At 62.5% G+C, this 18,122-nt stretch carries 16 protein-coding genes; all 16 read right to left on the reverse strand.

Translation table 11 applies throughout. From position 1 onward, the window contains the following. Positions 1 to 42: 42 nt before the first annotated feature. Entirely contained in the window at positions 43 to 954 is a 912-nt protein-coding gene (gene lpxC / locus ACF8EA_RS14900; protein ID WP_003251873.1) for a UDP-3-O-acyl-N-acetylglucosamine deacetylase, read from the reverse strand. Between the two features lie 112 nt (positions 955 to 1,066). Then, the gene (gene ftsZ, locus ACF8EA_RS14905; protein WP_003251871.1) at positions 1,067 to 2,263 is read right to left on the reverse strand and encodes a cell division protein FtsZ; all 1,197 of its coding nucleotides are present in this window, start codon (positions 2,261 to 2,263) and stop codon (positions 1,067 to 1,069) included. 55 nt (positions 2,264 to 2,318) lie between these two features. Next, positions 2,319 to 3,581, reverse strand: coding sequence for a cell division protein FtsA (gene ftsA, locus ACF8EA_RS14910; protein WP_003251867.1), 1,263 nt, complete (start codon positions 3,579 to 3,581; stop codon positions 2,319 to 2,321). 14 nt (positions 3,582 to 3,595) lie between these two features. Continuing rightward, positions 3,596 to 4,465 (reverse strand): cell division protein FtsQ/DivIB, encoded by an 870-nt coding sequence (locus ACF8EA_RS14915; RefSeq protein ID WP_392522449.1) that lies wholly within the window; start codon positions 4,463 to 4,465, stop codon positions 3,596 to 3,598. Positions 4,466 to 4,470: 5 nt separating this feature from the next. Beyond that, positions 4,471 to 5,427, reverse strand: coding sequence for a D-alanine--D-alanine ligase (locus ACF8EA_RS14920; RefSeq protein ID WP_021784157.1), 957 nt, complete (start codon positions 5,425 to 5,427; stop codon positions 4,471 to 4,473). After that, positions 5,424 to 6,872, reverse strand: coding sequence for a UDP-N-acetylmuramate--L-alanine ligase (gene murC, locus ACF8EA_RS14925; protein WP_176682614.1), 1,449 nt, complete (start codon positions 6,870 to 6,872; stop codon positions 5,424 to 5,426). The genes ACF8EA_RS14920 and murC overlap by 4 nt, the downstream gene beginning before the upstream one ends. Beyond that, complete coding sequence (gene murG, locus ACF8EA_RS14930; protein WP_021784156.1) at positions 6,865 to 7,944, reverse strand: undecaprenyldiphospho-muramoylpentapeptide beta-N-acetylglucosaminyltransferase; 1,080 nt, start codon at positions 7,942 to 7,944, stop codon at positions 6,865 to 6,867. Before murG ends, murC begins: the two co-directional genes overlap by 8 nt. Beyond that, positions 7,934 to 9,148, reverse strand: a complete 1,215-nt coding sequence (ftsW, locus tag ACF8EA_RS14935; protein WP_021784155.1) for a putative lipid II flippase FtsW — start codon at positions 9,146 to 9,148, stop codon at positions 7,934 to 7,936. Before ftsW ends, murG begins: the two co-directional genes overlap by 11 nt. Continuing rightward, the gene (gene murD, locus ACF8EA_RS14940; protein WP_392522451.1) at positions 9,145 to 10,491 is read right to left on the reverse strand and encodes a UDP-N-acetylmuramoyl-L-alanine--D-glutamate ligase; all 1,347 of its coding nucleotides are present in this window, start codon (positions 10,489 to 10,491) and stop codon (positions 9,145 to 9,147) included. Before murD ends, ftsW begins: the two co-directional genes overlap by 4 nt. A 6-nt stretch (positions 10,492 to 10,497) precedes the next feature. Further along, positions 10,498 to 11,580 carry a phospho-N-acetylmuramoyl-pentapeptide-transferase gene (gene mraY, locus ACF8EA_RS14945; protein WP_016498046.1) on the reverse strand — a complete coding sequence of 361 codons (1,083 nt, stop codon included), beginning with the start codon at positions 11,578 to 11,580 and terminating at the stop codon, positions 10,498 to 10,500. Beyond that, positions 11,580 to 12,947, reverse strand: a complete 1,368-nt coding sequence (gene murF / locus ACF8EA_RS14950; RefSeq protein WP_392522453.1) for a UDP-N-acetylmuramoyl-tripeptide--D-alanyl-D-alanine ligase — start codon at positions 12,945 to 12,947, stop codon at positions 11,580 to 11,582. The genes mraY and murF overlap by 1 nt, the downstream gene beginning before the upstream one ends. Beyond that, on the reverse strand, positions 12,940 to 14,430 hold the full coding sequence (locus tag ACF8EA_RS14955; protein ID WP_392522454.1) for a UDP-N-acetylmuramoyl-L-alanyl-D-glutamate--2,6-diaminopimelate ligase: 1,491 nt from the start codon (positions 14,428 to 14,430) through the stop codon (positions 12,940 to 12,942). Before ACF8EA_RS14955 ends, murF begins: the two co-directional genes overlap by 8 nt. Further along, positions 14,427 to 16,166, reverse strand: a complete 1,740-nt coding sequence (locus ACF8EA_RS14960; protein WP_162149598.1) for a penicillin-binding protein 2 — start codon at positions 16,164 to 16,166, stop codon at positions 14,427 to 14,429. Before ACF8EA_RS14960 ends, ACF8EA_RS14955 begins: the two co-directional genes overlap by 4 nt. Beyond that, positions 16,166 to 16,459 (reverse strand): cell division protein FtsL, encoded by a 294-nt coding sequence (gene ftsL, locus ACF8EA_RS14965; RefSeq protein ID WP_021784150.1) that lies wholly within the window; start codon positions 16,457 to 16,459, stop codon positions 16,166 to 16,168. Before ftsL ends, ACF8EA_RS14960 begins: the two co-directional genes overlap by 1 nt. Then, positions 16,456 to 17,403, reverse strand: a complete 948-nt coding sequence (gene rsmH / locus ACF8EA_RS14970; RefSeq protein ID WP_021784149.1) for a 16S rRNA (cytosine(1402)-N(4))-methyltransferase RsmH — start codon at positions 17,401 to 17,403, stop codon at positions 16,456 to 16,458. The genes ftsL and rsmH overlap by 4 nt, the downstream gene beginning before the upstream one ends. After that, complete coding sequence (gene mraZ / locus ACF8EA_RS14975) at positions 17,400 to 17,855, reverse strand: division/cell wall cluster transcriptional repressor MraZ (RefSeq protein WP_021784148.1); 456 nt, start codon at positions 17,853 to 17,855, stop codon at positions 17,400 to 17,402. The genes rsmH and mraZ overlap by 4 nt, the downstream gene beginning before the upstream one ends. Between the last annotated feature and the right edge of the window lie 267 nt (positions 17,856 to 18,122).

Consider the following 18,122-nt stretch of genomic DNA (forward strand, 5'->3'; position numbering starts at 1 on the left):
GCCACCCGAAGGTGGCCTTAATGAACTAGAGAGTGTTCGAACTTACACGGCCGCAACAGGGCGCATGTACGAGATCGGTGCCGTACTGGCATCTTCGAAAGTGACCACTTCCCAGGCATCGGTTTCAGCAATCAGCTTGCGCAACAGCTGGTTGTTCAGCGCGTGGCCGGACTTGAAGCCCTTGAACTCGCCGATCAGGCTGTTGCCCAGCAGGTACAGATCGCCGATGGCGTCGAGGATCTTGTGCTTGACGAATTCGTCTTCGTAACGAAGGCCGTCTTCGTTGAGCACGCCGTCCTCATCGACCACGATGGCGTTCTCGACACTGCCACCCAACGCAAGGTTGTGCTTGCGCAGGTACTCGATGTCACGCATGAAGCCAAAAGTACGCGCGCGGCTGACTTCCTTCACGAACGAGGTGCTGGAAAAGTCGACGCTGGCGCTCTGGGTCCGGTTGCGAAGCACCGGGTGATCGAAATCGATCTCGAAGCTCACCTTGAAACCTTCGAAAGGCAGGAACGTGGCGCGCTTGTCGCCCTCTTCCACGGTTACCTCACGCAGGATGCGGATGAACTTCTTGGCTGCGTCCTGTTCTTCCAGGCCGGCAGACTGAATCAGGAATACAAAAGGACCGGCGCTGCCATCCATGATCGGCACTTCCGAGGCGGAGAGCTCGACGTAGGCGTTATCGATGCCCAGGCCCGCCATGGCGGAGAGCAGGTGCTCGACCGTATCGACCTTGACGTCACCGTTGACCAACGTCGTCGACATGGTTGTCTCGCCGACGTTGGCCGCACGCGCAGGGATTTCGACCACAGGGTCGAGGTCGGCGCGGCGGAAGACGATGCCGGTGTCAACAGGTGCAGGCTTGAGGGTCAGGTAAACCTTCTCCCCGGAGTGCAGACCGACACCTGTGGCACGGATGGTATTCTTCAGGGTGCGTTGTTTAATCATGGCATTGGCCGCTTCAGCGCAAATTGCGAACAGGTATCAACAAAGGCTGGGGATGATAACAGACCCAACCTTTGATGAATACCAATCACCTTTATACCCCTGATAAATTCCATTAATCAGCCTGACGACGCAGGAATGCCGGGATATCGAGGTAGTCCAGGTCATCCTGAGGGTTCAGTTTAGCGGCTGCGGCAGCACCTGCATGCGCCTGGTTGCGCATGACGGTCGGGCGCTCCAGGTCACGGTAGTTGACCGCTGGCTGCTCCTGGCGCACCGGCGCAGGATTGGACGCTTCGTATGCCTGCTGGGCAGTCTGCAGGGTATTGTCGACCACCTTCACAGGCTTCTCGATGCGTGCGCCCAGACCAGTGGCCACCACGGTCACGTGCAATTCGTCGCGCATGTCCGGGTCGATCACGGTGCCGACCTTGACCATCGCGTGGTCGGAGGCGAAGGCTTCGATGATGCTACCCACGTCGGAGTACTCACCCAGCGACAGGTCCGGGCCTGCGGTGATGTTCACCAGGATACCGCGGGCGCCCTGCAGGTTGACGTCTTCCAGCAGCGGGTTACGGATAGCTGCCTCGGTGGCTTCGCGCGCACGGTTCGGGCCGCTGGCGCAGCCAGTACCCATCATGGCCATGCCCATTTCACCCATCACGGTACGCACGTCGGCGAAGTCGACGTTGATCATGCCGGGGCGCTTGATGATGTCGGAGATACCGCGTACGGCACCAGCCAGTACATCGTCAGCCTTGGCGAAGGCGGACAGCAGGCTGGCATCCTTGCCCAGGATGGTCAGCAGCTTCTCGTTGGGGATGGTGATCAACGAGTCGACGCTTTCAGCCAGCATGCGGATGCCTTCATCGGCGATCTGCATGCGCTTGCGGCCTTCGAACGGGAACGGACGAGTCACCACTGCAACGGTGAGGATACCCATTTCCTTGGCCACTTCGGCAATGATTGGCGCAGCACCGGTACCGGTACCGCCACCCATGCCGGTGGTGATGAACACCATGTTGGTGCCCTGCAGCACTTCAGCGATGCGCTCACGGTCTTCCAGCGCGGCCTGACGGCCGACCTCCGGATTGGCACCGGCACCCAGGCCCTTGGTCACGCCAGTGCCCAATTGCAGGATGGTGCGCGCGCCAATGTTTTTCAGCGCCTGGGCATCGGTGTTGGCGCAGATGAATTCCACGCCTTCGATGCTGCTCTTGACCATGTGATTGACGGCGTTGCCGCCACCACCACCAACGCCGATCACCTTGATGACCGGGCTTTGCGGGACGTTGTCTACGAGCTCGAACATTTTCCCTCTCCTTACAGTTCTCTAGTTGTTGCGCCTACCACTACTGCTTTGAAACTTAGAAGTTGCCCTGGACCCACTTCTTGAAACGTTCAAGCACTGGGGCCTTCGGTTCATCGCCATAGCTGTTGCTGCTGCTGTTGCTGTTACCGGTCAGGGCCAAGTCCTCGGACTGCTTGAGCAGGCCGTAGGTGAGCAAGCCCACACCAGTGGAATAGATCGGGTTGCGCACCACGTCGCTCAGCCCCCGAACGCTGTGCGGCACGCCCAGGCGTACCGGCATGTGGAAGATTTCTTCGGCCAGTTCCACGGCACCTTCCATCTTCGCGGTGCCGCCGGTAAGGACGATGCCGGCGGGCACCAGGTCTTCGTAGCCGCTGCGGCGCAGTTCGGCCTGGATCAGGGTGAAGAGCTCGTCGTAACGTGGCTCCACCACCTCGGCCAGGGCCTGGCGCGACAGCTCGCGCGGTGGGCGATCGCCCACGCTCGGCACCTTGATGGTCTCGCCCGCGCCAGCCAGTTTGGCCAGGGCACAGGCGTAGCGGATCTTGATCTCCTCGGCGTACTGGGTCGGGGTACGCAGGGCCATGGCGATGTCGTTGGTCACCTGGTCGCCAGCAATCGGGATGACCGCCGTGTGGCGGATGGCGCCCTCGGTGAAGATGGCGATGTCGGTGGTGCCACCACCGATGTCCACCAGGCACACGCCCAGCTCTTTTTCATCATCGGTCAGTACCGAGTAGGCCGAAGCCAGCTGTTCGAGGATGATGTCGTCGATTTCCAGGCCGCAGCGGCGCACACACTTCTCGATGTTCTGGGCGGCGTTGACTGCGCAAGTGACCACGTGAACCTTGGCTTCCAGGCGCACGCCAGACATGCCCAGCGGCTCGCGCACGCCTTCCTGGTTGTCGATCACGTAGTCCTGCGGCAAGGTGTGCAGCACGCGCTGGTCCGCCGGAATCGCCACGGCCTGGGCGGCGTCGAGTACGCGCTCCAGGTCGGCCAGGCTGACCTCGCGGTCACGGATGGCGACGATGCCGTGGGAGTTCAGGCTGCGGATGTGATTACCGGCCACACCGACGAACGCCGAGTGGATACGGCAGCCGGCCATCAGTTGCGCCTCTTCCACGGCGCGCTGGATCGACTGCACGGTGGACTCGATGTTCACCACCACGCCTTTTTTCAGGCCACGGGACGGATGAGTGCCGATCCCGACGATTTCCAGGGTGCCGTCTTCGCCCACTTCGCCCACCAGCGCCACCACCTTGGAGGTGCCAATGTCCAGCCCGACGATCATTTTGCCGCTATGCGCGTTTGCCATGGTCCTGTCTCTCTCTAATTCTTCGCAACGGCGGGTTGGGCCGTCGTCGGTGCAATCGGTTCCCGCCAACCAACGGCAAGTCCGTTGGAATAACGCAGATCAATGCGGGCGATAGTGGTGATCTGGTCTTTGAGTGTCTTGTCGTAAATGGCAATGAAACGGCGCATCTTCTCCACCAGATGATCGCGCCCCAGCAGCAACTCGATGCCTGGCCCGGCACTGCTCGCACCGGTGGTCAGGAACCAGCTGCCTCGCTCGCGCAGCTCCAGGCGAGCGATGGAAAAGCCCAGGGGGCGCAGCATCTGGCTCAATACCTGATACTGCTGCATGACTTGTTGCTGAGCACGCTGCGGCCCGGCCAGCTGCGGCAAATGCTCATAATTGGCCAGCTCGCGCGGGGCGAAAGCCTGACCCTGGTTGTTGAGCAGGGCTGCATCACCCCAGCGTGCCACCGGCAGCTGTTCTTCAAGGCGGATTACCACCTCGTCGGGCCATACCCGGCGCACTTCGGCGTGGGCGATCCACGGCATCTGCTCCAGCTCGGCCCGCATCGCCGGCAGGTCGACGCTGAAGAAGCTCGCCGCCACATAGGGCGCGATACGCTGCTGCACCGACTGCTGACTGATGTAGCTGAGGTCGCCCTGCACATCGACCTTGGTGATCGGGCGGTCGGCGTACGGCATCAGGCGAACGGCGCCCTCGTAGGCACCAAAGCCGGCCGCCACCAGCAACACCGGCCACAGCAAGCGCTTGAGGCCGCCCAGGCTTGGCCTGGGCAGGCGCGCCGATACGGGCTCGTCGGCCACCAGCCGGCTGGCACCACGCGGCACCGGCTTGTTACGGCCGGTAACGGGTTGCTGCTGACGTATCATCGCGCCTTGCATGGTTATTAGCCTCGCGTCGCCACGCTTTCGGCCAGGATTGCCAGCACCAGTTGCTGGAAGTCCAGGCCAGCCGCGCGGGCCGCCATGGGCACCAGGCTATGATCTGTCATGCCCGGTGCAGTGTTGACTTCGAGCAGCCAGAACCGGCCCTGCTCGTCCTGCATCACGTCCAGCCGCCCCCAGCCCTCGATGCCAATGGCATTGCAGGCGCGCGCAGTCAGGTCGATCAGCTCTTGTTCCTTGACGCTATCCAGCCCGCAGGGGATGCGGTACTGGGTGTCGTTGGCGATGTACTTGGCGTCGTAGTCGTAGAACACATGCGGCGTACCCAAGGCGATCGGCGGCAGCACCTGGCCGCGCAGTACCGCGATGGTGAACTCCGGGCCGTGGATCCACTGCTCCACCAGTACCTGGGAATCGTATTTGGCGGCATCCTGCCAGGCGGCGACCAGTTCCTGGGCGCTGTTCACCTTGGCCATGCCGATGCTAGAGCCTTCATGGGCGGGTTTGACGATAAGCGGGAAGCCCAGTTCCGTACTGGCCTGCAAACAATCGCTTTCGCTCGCCAGCACCGCGTGGCGTGGTGTGGGAATGCCCAGGCTCTGCCACACCTGCTTGGTGCGCAGCTTGTCCATCGCCAGCGCCGAAGCCAGGATGCCGCTGCCGGTGTAAGGGATGCCCAGGCACTCCAGCAAGCCTTGCATGCTCCCGTCTTCACCACCACGGCCGTGAAGGATGATGAAGGCGCGGTCGATCTTCTCGCTTTGCAGGCGTGCGAGCAGGTCATCACCGACGTCGATGGCGACCACATCGACGCCGGCAGTGCTCAGCGCATCGATCACTGCGGCGCCGGATTTCAGCGACACTTCACGCTCGGCGCTCTTGCCACCGTACAGCACGGCGACGCGGCCGAACGCCTTGACGTCCAGGGTCGAGTGCAGCTTGTCGTAGGCGCTGGTCATTTCGACTTCTCCTGCTTGGCGCCTGCGAACAGCGGGCTTTTCATCAACTGCGGGGCCAGGCCGCCAACATCACCGGCACCCTGGCAGAGCAGGATGTCGCCAGCGCGCAGCAGTGGCTTGACCAGCGGCGCCAGCTCGGCGCCGCGCTCGATGTAGATCGGGTCCAGCTTGCCGCGCTGGCGGATGCTGTGGCACAGCTGACGGCTGTCGGCACCGGGGATCGGCTCTTCACCGGCCGGGTAGACCTCCATCAGCAGCAGCACGTTGGCATCACCCAGCACCTGGACGAAATCGTCGTACAGGTCGCGGGTGCGGCTGTAACGGTGCGGCTGGTAGACGATCACCAGGCGGCGGCTTGGCCAGCCACCGCGCACAGCCTTGATTACCGCCGCCACTTCGGTCGGGTGATGGCCGTAGTCGTCGACCAGCATCACACTGCCGCCTTCGACCGGCAGCTCGCCGTACACCTGGAAGCGACGGCCGACACCCTGGAAGCCGGACAGGCCCTGGATGATGGCCTCGTCAGTAATGCCTTCGTCAGTGGCGATGGCAATGGTGGCCAGGGCGTTGAGCACGTTGTGGTTGCCGGGCATGTTCACCGAAACCTCCAACGGCTCGCGATCACGGCGCAGCACGGTGAAGTGGGTCTGCATGCCCTGCTGACGTACATTGATGGCGCGGATGTCGGCCTCTTCGCTGAAGCCATAGGTCACGGTCGGGCGCTTCACCTGCGGCAGGATCTCGCGAACCACCGGGTCGTCCAGGCACATCACCGCCAGGCCATAGAACGGCAGGTTGTGCAGGAACTCGACGAAGGTTTTCTTCAGCTTGTTGAAGTCACCTTCGTAGGTCGCCATGTGGTCGGCATCGATGTTGGTGACCACCGCCACCATCGGCTGCAGGTGCAGGAAGCTGGCATCGCTTTCGTCTGCTTCGGCGATCAGGTAGCGGCTGGTGCCCAGCTGGGCATTGGTGCCAGCAGCGGTAAGGCGGCCACCGATGACGAAGGTCGGGTCCAGGCCACCGGCGGCGAACACCGAAGCCAGCAGGCTGGTCGTGGTGGTCTTGCCGTGAGTACCGGCAACGGCCACGCCATGGCGGTAACGCATCAGCTCGGCGAGCATCTCGGCACGCGGCACCACCGGAATGCGTCGCTCGAGGGCGGTGGCAACTTCCGGGTTGGCCGGGTTGATGGCGCTGGACACCACCAGCACATCGGCGGTGGCGGCGTTCTCGGCGCGGTGGCCGACAAAGATCTCAGCGCCGAAGGACTCCAGGCGCTCGGTAACTGGCGAGGCTTTAAGGTCCGAACCGGACACTTCATAGCCCAGGTTCAGCAACACTTCGGCAATACCGCACATACCCACGCCGCCGATGCCGACGAAGTGAATGCGGCGAATACGGCCCATCTTCGGCTGGGGCATGGCTTTCTGGCTCTCAACCATGGGCCACCTCCAGGCAGATATCGACCACGGTGCTGGTTGCAGCAGGTTTGGCCAGGCGCCGTGCGGTGCCTGCCATGACGTTGAGTTTCTCGGGTTGCATCAGCACCTCGTTCAGGCGTTCAGCGAGTTGCGCTGCGCCAGTTGTCGCTTGTGGCATCAGGAAGGCAGCGCCTTCGCGGGCCAGATATTGGGCGTTGTGGGTCTGGTGATCGTCGATCGCATGGGGCAAAGGCACCAGCATCGAAGGCAGGCCTGCTGCCGCCAGTTCGCTGACGGTCAGGGCACCGGCCCGGCACACCACCAGGTCGGCCCAGCCATAAGCCTGGGCCATGTCTTTGATGAAAGGCTCTACCTGAGCCGCGACGCCCGCCTCGTGATAACGCTCGGCGGTGATCGGCGCGTGTTGCTTGCCGGCCTGGTGGAATACCTCTGGCCGCAGCGCGGCGGGCACTTCGGACAGGGCCTTAGGCAACAATTTGTTCAATGGTTCCGCACCCAGGCTGCCACCCAGTACCAACAGGCGTGCACGGCGCTCGCCCAAGGGCGCGCGTTGCTCCTCCATGAAGAGCTCCGGGCGCACCGGGTTACCGGTGGTGCGACGTTTGTCGCTGGCCTCGAAGGTGTTCGGGAAAGCTTCGCAGACCCGCGCCGAGAGTGGCACCAGCAACCGATTGGCGGTACCGGCCCTGGCGTTCTGCTCATGGATCACCAGTGGCACGCCGCACAGCCGCGCGGCCACGCCGCCGGGGCCGGTCACATAGCCGCCAAAGCCCAGGACACATACGGGCTTGAGCTGGCGAATGATGCGCCGTGCCTGCAGCACGGCCTTGACCAACGTGAACGGTGCCTTGAGCAACGACAGCTTGCCTTTGCCGCGCAAACCGCTGACCTGGATCAGATGCAGTGGCAAACCCGCCTGTGGCACCAGCTCGTTCTCAATGCCACGCGGGGTACCCAGCCAGTGCACGCTGTAACCGCGCTTCTGGAACTCACGGGCGCAGGCCAGCGCCGGGAATACGTGCCCCCCGGTACCGCCGGCCATGATCAGTACATTTTTGCCTTCAGCGGCCATGACTGGTCTCCTCGGCAAAATCGCTTTCGCTAAATTCGTGCTCCTCACTGCCCAGGTGCGTGCGGCTCTCCCACTCGATGCGCAGCAACAGCCCTACGCAGGCGCAACAGATCACCAGCGAACTCCCCCCGTAACTGAGAAACGGCAGGGTCAGGCCCTTGGTCGGCAGCAGGCCGACGTTCACACCGATGTTGATCAGGAACTGGCCAATCCACAGGAAAGCCAGGCCGAACGCCATGTAGGCGGCAAAGAACTGTTTGGCTTTCTCGGCCCACAGGCCGATGTACAGGGCGCGCACGGTAACGAACACGAACAGTGCTACGGTCACCAGCGAGCCGACCACGCCCAGTTCTTCCGCCAGTACCGAGAACACGAAGTCGGTGTGCGCTTCAGGCAGGTAGAACTGCTTCTGCACGCTGTTGCCCAGACCAACACCCAGCCACTCGCCACGGCCGAAGGCAATCAGTGCCTGGGTCAGCTGGTAGCCCGAACCGAACTGGTCGGCCCAGGGGTCGGTGAACGTAATAAGGCGCGCCATCCGGTACGGCTGCGCCTGTACCAGGACAAATACCGCCAGCACCGCCAGCGCCACCATCAGGCTGAAGCGGAACAGCCCCACCCCACCCAGAAACAACATGGCCGCCGCCGCGCCCATCATCACCACGGTGGCGCCAAAGTCCGGCTCCATCAGCAGCAAGGCGGCCATGGGCAGCAGCACGATGAACGGCTTGAAGAAGCCCATCCAGGTTTCGCGCACCTCAGTCTGTCGGCGTACCAGGTAGCCGGCCAGGTAGATGACCACGAACACCTTGGCGATTTCTGAAGGCTGCACGTTGAAGAAGCTGAAACCGATCCAGCGCATGGAGCCGTTGACTTCACGGCCGATGCCCGGCACCAGTACCAGTACCAGCAGGCCGAAGGCACCAATCAGCATCATGAAACCCATGCGCTGCCAAGTGGCGATCGGCACCAGCAGGGTCGCACCACAGGCCACCAGGCCAAGGAACACGTACACCAGGTGGCGGAACATGTGATACAGCGGGTTGCCCGACTGTACAGCAGCCACTTCCGAGGATGCCGAAGTGATCATTACCAGGCCCAGGCCCAGCAAGGCCAGGCAACCGGCGAGCATCGGGAAGTCCAGGTCGACGCCACGGCCGCTGATCAGCGGCGACGGATAGGGTTTGAAGATGCCGAAGATCATGCAAGACCTCCCGCTGCCTGGGCGAACAGGCGTCCACGCTCCTCGAAGTTCTTGAACATGTCGAGGCTGGCGCATGCAGGCGACAGCAGCACGGCATCGCCGTCCTGGGCCAGCTCGGCGCATCGCTGCACAGCATCGTCAAGGGTCTTGACCCGAACCAGCGGCACGGCATCGCCCAAGGCCTCGGCCAGGCGCTCGGCATCACGGCCAAGCAACACCACGGCGCGGCAGTAACGCTTGACCGGTTCGCGCAACGCAGTGAACTCGGCACCTTTGCCATCACCACCCGCGATTAGCACCAGCTTGCCTTCGATATCGGCGCCCAAGCCTTCAATGGCGGCCAGGGCAGCACCGACGTTGGTGGCCTTGGAGTCGTCGTACCAGTTGACGCCGTTACGCTCGCGCACCCACTGGCAACGGTGGGCCAGGCCACCAAACTCGCGCAGGGCATTGAGCATCGGCTCGAACGGCAGACCGGCAGCATGGCCCAAGGCCAGTGCCGCAAGGGCGTTGCTCTGGTTGTGGGCGCCACGAACCTTCAGTTCACGCGCCGGCATCAGTGCCTGGAACTCGAACGCCAGGTATTTTTCACCGCCCACTTCGCGCAGGCCGAAGGCCTTGAAGTCCGGCTGGCTGAGGCCAAAGGTCCAGCATGGGCGGCCTTCCACAGGCAATGGTCGGCTGAGGGCATCCTGACGGTTCACCACCACCTGCCTGGCCCCGCGGAAGATGCGGTGCTTGGCCAGGTGGTAGGCCGGAAGGCCGCTATAGCGGTCCATGTGGTCTTCGCTGATGTTCAGTACGGTCGCCACTTCGGCGTTGAGCTGGTCAGTGGTTTCCAGCTGGAAGCTGGAAAGCTCCAGCACGTACAGCTCGATGTCATCGGCCAGCAGGTCGAGCGCCGGAGTACCGAGGTTACCGCCCACGGCCACGCGTTTACCGGCCTTGGCGGCCATTTCACCGACCAGCGTCGTGACGGTGCTCTTGGCGTTGGAACCGCTGATGGCAATGATCGGCGCCTTGGCATGGCGAGCAAACAGCTCGATGTCGCCAGACAGCTTCACGCCTCGCGCGGCCGCCTGCTGCAAGGCCGGCGTGGCCAAGGCCAGACCGGGGCTCACATACAATTCGTTGGCGCGGCACAGGAAGTCCACGTCCAGCTCACCACAGCGCACTTCCACCTGCGGGTAATCACGGCGCAGGGTTTCCAGTTCCGGCGGTTGCTCGCGGGTATCGGCGACCGCAAAGGCAATGCCCCGGCTCGCCAGGAAGCGAACCAGGGACATGCCGCTCTTGCCGAGGCCGACAACGATGCGGAATTGGTCGGAAGCGATCAAAGACACGCTCATCTACCTCAGTTTCAGGGTTGCAAGGCCAATCAATACCAGTATCACGGTGATGATCCAGAATCGGACGATCACCCGAGGCTCTGGCCAGCCCTTGAGTTCAAAGTGGTGGTGAATCGGCGCCATGCGGAACACGCGTTTGCCGGTCAGCTTGAAGGAGGCGACCTGGATCACCACCGACAGGGTTTCCACCACGAAGATGCCGCCCATGATGAACAGCACGATTTCCTGGCGCACGATGACGGCGATGGTGCCCAGCGCGGCGCCCAGCGCCAGCGCGCCGACGTCACCCATGAACACTTGCGCCGGGTAAGTGTTGAACCACAGGAAGCCCAGGCCGGCACCGATCAGCGCGCCGCAGAACACGATCAGCTCGCCCGACCCCGGCACGTAGGGGATCAGCAGGTACTCGGCAAACTTCACGTTACCCGACAGGTAGCAGAAGATGCCCAGTGCGCCGCCGACCATTACCGTCGGCATGATTGCCAGGCCGTCGAGGCCATCGGTGAGGTTGACCGCGTTGCTCGAGCCGACAATGACGAAGTAGGTCAGCACTACGAAGCCAACGCCCAGCGGAATGGTGACATCCTTGATGAACGGCAGGATCAGCGTGGTCTCGACGCTGGTTGGCGCGGTCTTGTACAGGAACACCGCTGCCGCCAGGCCGAACACCGACTGCCAGAAGTACTTCCAGCGGCTCGGAAGGCCACGGGAGTTCTTTTCGATCACCTTGCGGTAGTCGTCGACCCAGCCAATGGCACCGAACGCCAGGGTAACGATCAGCACAACCCACACATAGCGGTTGCTCAGGTCGGCCCACAGCAAGGTGCTGATGGCAATGGCCGACAGAATCAGCGCACCACCCATGGTCGGGGTGCCGGACTTGGACAGGTGCGATTGCGGGCCGTCGTTACGCACGGCCTGGCCGATCTGGCGAATTTGCAGGGTACGGATCATCCAGGGGCCCAGCCACAGCGCCAGGGACAACGCGGTCAGTACACCAAGAATCCCGCGCAGGGACAGGTACTGAAAGACCGCGAAGCCTTTGTGGAACTGTTGCAGATACTCGGCCAACAGCAGCAGCATTAATGTTTCTCCCCGCTGGCACCGCACAATGCCGCCACGACGTTTTCCATCGCAGCGCTGCGCGAGCCCTTGATCAAGATAGTGGTGTCACTGGCATTCTCGGCACTAACCGCATCGATCAGCTCAGCTTGAGTAGCGAAATGGCGGCCATTAGCGCCGAACGCCCTGACCGCATGTGTCATGTTGGAACCTACTGCGTACAGGGCGTCGACCTTGCCACGCGCGTAGTCACCCACCTGACGGTGGCCTTCTTCCGCCCATTGCCCCAATTCGCCGATATCCCCAAGCACCAGAACGGTGCGCCCGGAAAAGCCGGCGAGTATATCAATGGCTGCGCACATAGAGGTGGGATTTGCGTTGTAACTGTCGTCGATTACCCGCACCCCGTTCGGCGCGATCTGCGCCACGGTACGTCCCTTGACCGGTTGCACGGCCGCCAGGCCTGCGGCAATGCCGCTCAGGCTCAGACCAACGGCATGTGCAGCGGCGGCGGCGGCCAGGGCGTTGCTGACGTTGTGTTCACCCAGCACATTGAGTTGCACGGCCACCGTTTCCGTGGCGCCATGCAGGGTGAACGACGGGCAGCCGCGGGCATCGCGACCAATGTCTGAAGCGTGGAAATCGGCCTTCGGGTTGCTGCGTGCGAAACTGACGACTTTGTGCGTACCGGCACGCGCCTTCCAGATGTCAAAAGCTTTGTCGTCCAGGTTGAGGATGGCAATACCGCCCTCGCCCAGGCCTTCGAGAATTTCGCCCTTGGCTTCGACGATCTTGTCCGGGCCGCCGAATTCGCCAACGTGGGCAGTACCGGCGTTATTGATGATGACCACCTGCGGTTGTGTCAGGCCTACGGTGTAGCGGATTTCGCCAATGCGCGAGGCGCCCAGCTCGATCACTGCCGCGCTGTGCTCCGGGGCGATCTCCAGCAGTGTCAGCGGCGCGCCGAGGTCATTGTTCAAGTTGCCGCGGGTGGCGTGAACCAGGCCACGGGTGCGCAGGATACTGGCGAGCATTTCCTTGACCGTGGTCTTGCCGCTGGAACCGGTAATGGCCACTACAGGCTTGTCGAAAGCGGCGCGGTTCAGGGCGCCGAGCTGACCCAGTGCTACCCGGCAATCCTTGACCAGCAACTGCGGCAGGTCGACACCGGCCACTTCACGCTCGACCAGGGCGGCTACTGCGCCTTTGGCTTTCACGTCTGCCAAGTAGTCATGGCCATCGAAACGCGGGCCGGCCAGGGCGACGAACAGTTGCCCGGCGCTGACACTGCGGCTATCGATGCTGACACCGGTAAACGTGGCGTCGGCACCGATGTGTTGACCATTCAGGGCAGTGGTCAGCTGGCTGAGTGACAGCGGCTTAAGCATGTGGAGCCTCCCAGGCTGCAAGTGCCTTTTCGGCTTCGGTCAAATCGGAGAAATCATGGCGCTCGCCATTGATCTCCTGATAATCCTCGTGCCCCTTACCAGCCAGCACGATCACATCGTTGGCAGCGGCAGTGGCGATCAGGTGCGCAATGGCTTCGCCACGGCCGGCGACGAACTCGACGTCGTCAGGCCTGGCGAAACCGGGGCGGATATCATCGAAGATGCGCAACGGGTCTTCAGTACGCGGGTTGTCGTCGGTGACCAGTACGCGGTCAGCCAGGCGCTCGGCCACTTCGGCCATCAGCGGGCGCTTGCCGCGATCACGGTCACCGCCGCAGCCGAACAGGCACAACAGCTTGCCATGAGCGTGCGGGCGCAGGGCCTCGAGTACTTTTTCAAGTGCATCCGGTGTGTGTGCGTAGTCGACCACCACCAGCGGCTTGTCGCCGCCACCCAGGCGCTGCATACGACCGACCGGCCCCTGCAGTTGCGGCGTGACCTTGAGGATCTCGTCCAGCGCATAGTCCAGCGCCAGCAGGGTCGCCACAGCGGCAAGCATGTTGCTCAGGTTGAAGCGGCCCAGCAGTTGACTGCGCAAGATACGCTCACCTTGGGCAGTGACGATTGTGGCGCGCACGCCATCGTCACTGAACACGGCTTCGCGGCAGAACAGCGAGGCCTCAGGGCGTTCCAGGCTGTAGCTCAGCAGTCGGGTTTCGATATGGTCGACACTCGGGCGGCGCGCAAAGTCGGCGGCCAGACGACGACCAAAGGCGTCATCCAGGTTGACCACCTGGCAACGCAGGCTCGGCCAGGCGAACAGCTTGGCCTTGGCGGCCTCATAGGCTTCCATGCTGCCGTGATAGTCGAGGTGGTCGCGGGACAGGTTGGTCATTACCGCGATGTCGAATTCCAGTGCGGCAACCCGGCCTTGCTCCAGGGCATGGGAAGACACTTCCATGGCCACGGCCTTGGCGCCGCCTTTCTTGAGGTCGTTGAGGGTCGATTGCACGGCAATCGGGTCGGGCGTGGTCAGGCGACCGCTCTGCAACTCGCCGAAGAAGCCAGTACCCAGGGTGCCAATCAGGCCGCAGCGCTGGCCAAGCAGGTCGAGCGCTTGGGCTACCAGTTGGGTAACGCTTGTCTTGCCGTTGGTGCCGGTCACGCCGACCAGATTCAACTGGCGGCTCGGTTCACCATAGAAGCGCCCGGCGATATCTGACAGCTGAGCGATCAGCCCTTTGACCGGAATCAGCGGCACATCGGTCAGCGGCAGCACGTTGGCACCCTGCTCTTCATAGGCCACGGCGGCAGCGCCACGGGCCAGGGCGTCGGCAATGTGCTCGCGACCATCGACCTTGGCGCCCGGTACGGCCAGGAACAAGTCACCCGGGCGCACACTGCGGCTGTCCAGGGTCAGCTCACGAATCAACGGATCACGGCTGGCGTGGGCGAAAAGCTTGCTTAATGGCATTGTCATCATCCACGCCCTCCCTTGGCGGCTGCTGCATTGACTTGCGATTGCACCGCGGGTGCAGGTGGCGGCAGGTTGTCTGGCGGCACGTTCATCAGGCGCAGGGTGCCGGACATGACCTTGCTGAATACAGGTGCCGAAACCAGGCCACCGAAGTACCCCCCCTTTCTCGGCTCGTCGATGACCACAACGATGGCGTAGCGCGGGTCACTCATTGGCCCGAAGCCGGCGAACAGCGAGCGGTAGGCGTTTTCGGTGTACCCCTTGGCACCCACGGTGGCCTTACGCGCGGTGCCGGACTTGCCGGCCACGTGATAGAACGGCACCTGGGCACGGAAGACGCCGCGCGGCGCTTCGATCACCTGCTGCAGCATGCCCTGAACGGTTTCGGCGACTTCTTTCGGGATGGCCTGCACCGCTTCTGGTGTCTTGTCGAGCTTGATGATCGACAGCGGCACCATCTTGCCGTCGTTGGCCAGCGCCGCGTAGGCATGCACCAGCTGCAGGGCGGTGACCGATACGCCGTAGCCATAGGACAGGGTTGCGGTCTCGGCCTTGCGCCACTCACGGTGGTTGGGCAGGTTGCCGACACGCTCGCCCGGGAAGCCAAGGCCGGTGTACTGGCCCAGGCCGACCTGGGACATGACCCGGTAGATGGCCTCGCCGCCGATGTCGAAGGCGATCTTGCTCATGCCAACGTTACTGGAGTTGATCAGGATGCCGGTCAAATCAAGAATCGGACCCTCGCTGCGCGACACATCCCTGATGGTGTAACGACCGATCTGAAGGCTGCCAGGGTAAACCTCGACCTTGTCGCTCGGCTTCCAGCGGCCGCTCTGCAGCGCCGCACTCATGGAGATCGGCTTGACCGTGGAGCCCGGCTCGAACACGTCGATGATCGCCCGGTTACGCATGGCTGACGGGAACATGCTACGGCGGTTGTTGGGGTTGTAGGTCGGCTGGTTGACCATGGCCAGGACCTCACCGGTCTTGACGTCCATGATCACCAGGCTGCCGGCCTTGGCGTCCTGCTCGGCAATGGCGTTGCGCAGCTCGCGGGTAGCCAGGTACTGCAGGCGCAGGTCTATGGACAACGCCAAGGTCTTCCCGGCCTTGGCGTTCTTGGTTACCTGAATGTCCTTGATCAACCGGCCGCGCCGGTCCTTGATCACCTGACGCTTGCCGGGCACACCGGCCAGCCACTCGTCATAGGCCAGCTCCACCCCTTCGCGACCGTGGTCATCGAGGTCGGTAAAGCCGACCATATGCGCAGTCACATCACCGGCCGGATAGAAGCGGCGGAATTCTTCCAGGCCATACACACCTGGCACTTTGAGGTCGAGCACGTGCTGGCCCTGCTCGGGGGTCAGACCCCGGACCAGGTAGATGAACTCTTTGTTGGCCTGCTGGGTCAGGCGCTCGGTCAACTGCTGCGGGTTTTGCCCCAGCGCTGCGGCCAATTGCGGCCAGCGCTCCTTGGAGGCCTGCATCTCTTTGGGGTTGGCCCACAAGGTGGTGACCGGGGTGCTCACGGCCAATGGCTCACCGTTGCGGTCGGTAATCAAACCGCGGTGCGCCGGGATGGGGATGTGACGCAGGCTGCGCGCATCGCCCTGGCCCTTGAGGAAGTCACGGTCAACTACCTGCAGGTCGATGATGCGCCAGCAAATGGCACCGACCATGATCGCCAGCAAGCCGATCACAACACGGAAGCGCCACGGGTAGAGTGCGCCTTCGAGCTTCATCATGGCGCCACCATCCGGACTTCGTCAGCTGACGGCACGCGCATGTTCAATTGCTCGGAGGCCAGGCTCTCGATGCGACTGGCAGCGGTCCAGGTACTCTGCTCAAGAATCAACCGGCCCCATTCAGCCTGAGCCTTGTCGCGCTCGTTCAATTCACCGTACAGGGTGTTGAGCAGCTGACGGTTCCAGTGCGCACTGTAGGACACGGCAATGGCCGAAACCAGTACGCTGATGAACAGCAGAAGCATCAGGAAGCTTCCGCCTGGCAAGGGTTTGGCAAATAGCCTGCTCACCGCAGCTTCTCCGCCACGCGCATTACGGCGCTACGCGAGCGTGGGTTGGCCTTGAGCTCGGCCTCGGAGGCGAACTGGGCCTTGCCGATGAGCTTGATTTTCGGCTCGAAGACCTTGTGCTGAACCGGCAGGTTCCGCGGCAGGTTGTCGGCCTCACCCTTCACCAGCTTGCGCATGAACAGCTTGACGATACGATCTTCCAGCGAGTGGAAACTGATGACCGCCAAGCGACCACCGACTTCGAGCGCATCCAGCGCAGCCTCAAGGCCAGCCTCCAGATCACCCAGCTCGTTGTTGACGTGAATACGAAGGCCCTGGAAGGCACGGGTAGCCGGATTCTTGCCCTTTTCCCAAGCCGGATTGGCCACTTTGAGCACCTCCGCCAGGTCGGCGGTACGGGTGAAGGGCTGTTTTTCGCGGCGCTCGACCACTGCACGCGCCATGCGCCCGGCAAAGCGTTCCTCACCGTACTCCTTGAAGACACGGGCGATTTCTTCCACGGGCGCAGTGGCGATGAACTCGGCGGCACTGATGCCTTGGTCCGGGTTCATGCGCATGTCCAGCGGGCCATCATTGAGGAAGCTGAAGCCACGCTCTGGGTCATCCAGCTGCGGCGAGGACACGCCCAGGTCCAGCAATACACCACTGACCTTGCCGTGCAGGCCGCGCGCTGCCACCTCCGTGCCCAGTTCGGCAAAACTGCGCTGCACAATGACAAAGCGGCCGTCTTCGGCCGCCAGCGCTTGCCCCGTGGCAATCGCCTGTGGATCTTTGTCGAAGCCCAAGAGCCGCCCTTGCGGCCCGAGCTTGCTGAGGATCAGACGACTGTGTCCGCCACGGCCGAAAGTGCCGTCCAGATAGCAACCGTCGGGGCGCAGGGCCAATGCCTCGACAGCTTCGTCGAGCAGGACGGTAATGTGGTTGAAGCCGCTATCTATGGTCACAGGATCAGGTCACGCAATTCGTCGGGCATGGCGCCCGGTTGTTGAATAGCTGCAAGGTCGGCTGCCGAAACCACGTTCCAGGCATCTTCATCCCACAGCTGGAATTTGTTCAGTTGCCCCACCAGCATCGCCTTCTTGTCGAGCTTGGCGTACTCACGCAGGCGGGGCGGCACCAGGAAACGCCCACTGCCATCGAGCTCCAGGTCAACCGCATTACCGATCAGCAAACGCTGCAGGCGGCGGTTTTCCTCACGCAACGATGGCAAGGCACGTAACTTGGCTTCTATCTGTTCCCACTCATCGAGGGGATAAACACACAAGCAGGGGTCTACGGCGTCAATGGTCACGATCAGTTGGCCATTGCAACGTGAGTCGAGCTCGTCACGGTACCGGCTCGGCATGGCGAGACGGCCCTTGGCATCGAGGCTGACGGCGTTGGCTCCGCGGAACACGGCTGTGATTCCCCACAATGTTAGCTTTTTTGTGCCAGAAAACCCACTTCATCCCACTTTCTGCCACTTGCGCACACTATAGGAATCCGCCCGCAGCACCGTCAAGGCACGTTCATAAGGAAAAGCCTTACAGGACCGAGATTTAGCGCAACAACGGAATGTGGAAGGACTGCCAGAGAGAAAAAAACACGAGAAAAATCAAACCCACGCAAGCGAATGGAGTTCGAAGTTAAAGTAATTTATTAAGAGTAAGATTTTTTCGGTATT

The sequence above is a fragment of the Pseudomonas sp. YQ_5 genome (genome assembly GCF_043103305.1).
Lineage (GTDB): Bacteria > Pseudomonadota > Gammaproteobacteria > Pseudomonadales > Pseudomonadaceae > Aquipseudomonas > Aquipseudomonas putida_Y.

Coding starts and splice junctions, on each gene's coding strand:
- lpxC (WP_003251873.1), bottom strand. CDS start 954: ATGATTAAACAACGCACCCTGAAGAATACCATCCGTGCCACAGGTGTC.
- ftsZ (WP_003251871.1), bottom strand. CDS start 2,263: ATGTTCGAGCTCGTAGACAACGTCCCGCAAAGCCCGGTCATCAAGGTG.
- ftsA (WP_003251867.1), bottom strand. CDS start 3,581: ATGGCAAACGCGCATAGCGGCAAAATGATCGTCGGGCTGGACATTGGC.
- ACF8EA_RS14915 (WP_392522449.1), bottom strand. CDS start 4,465: ATGCAAGGCGCGATGATACGTCAGCAGCAACCCGTTACCGGCCGTAAC.
- ACF8EA_RS14920 (WP_021784157.1), bottom strand. CDS start 5,427: ATGACCAGCGCCTACGACAAGCTGCACTCGACCCTGGACGTCAAGGCG.
- murC (WP_176682614.1), bottom strand. CDS start 6,872: ATGGTTGAGAGCCAGAAAGCCATGCCCCAGCCGAAGATGGGCCGTATT.
- murG (WP_021784156.1), bottom strand. CDS start 7,944: ATGGCCGCTGAAGGCAAAAATGTACTGATCATGGCCGGCGGTACCGGG.
- ftsW (WP_021784155.1), bottom strand. CDS start 9,148: ATGATCTTCGGCATCTTCAAACCCTATCCGTCGCCGCTGATCAGCGGC.
- mraY (WP_016498046.1), bottom strand. CDS start 11,580: ATGCTGCTGCTGTTGGCCGAGTATCTGCAACAGTTCCACAAAGGCTTC.
- murF (WP_392522453.1), bottom strand. CDS start 12,947: ATGCTTAAGCCGCTGTCACTCAGCCAGCTGACCACTGCCCTGAATGGT.
- ACF8EA_RS14955 (WP_392522454.1), bottom strand. CDS start 14,430: ATGATGACAATGCCATTAAGCAAGCTTTTCGCCCACGCCAGCCGTGAT.
- ACF8EA_RS14960 (WP_162149598.1), bottom strand. CDS start 16,166: ATGAAGCTCGAAGGCGCACTCTACCCGTGGCGCTTCCGTGTTGTGATC.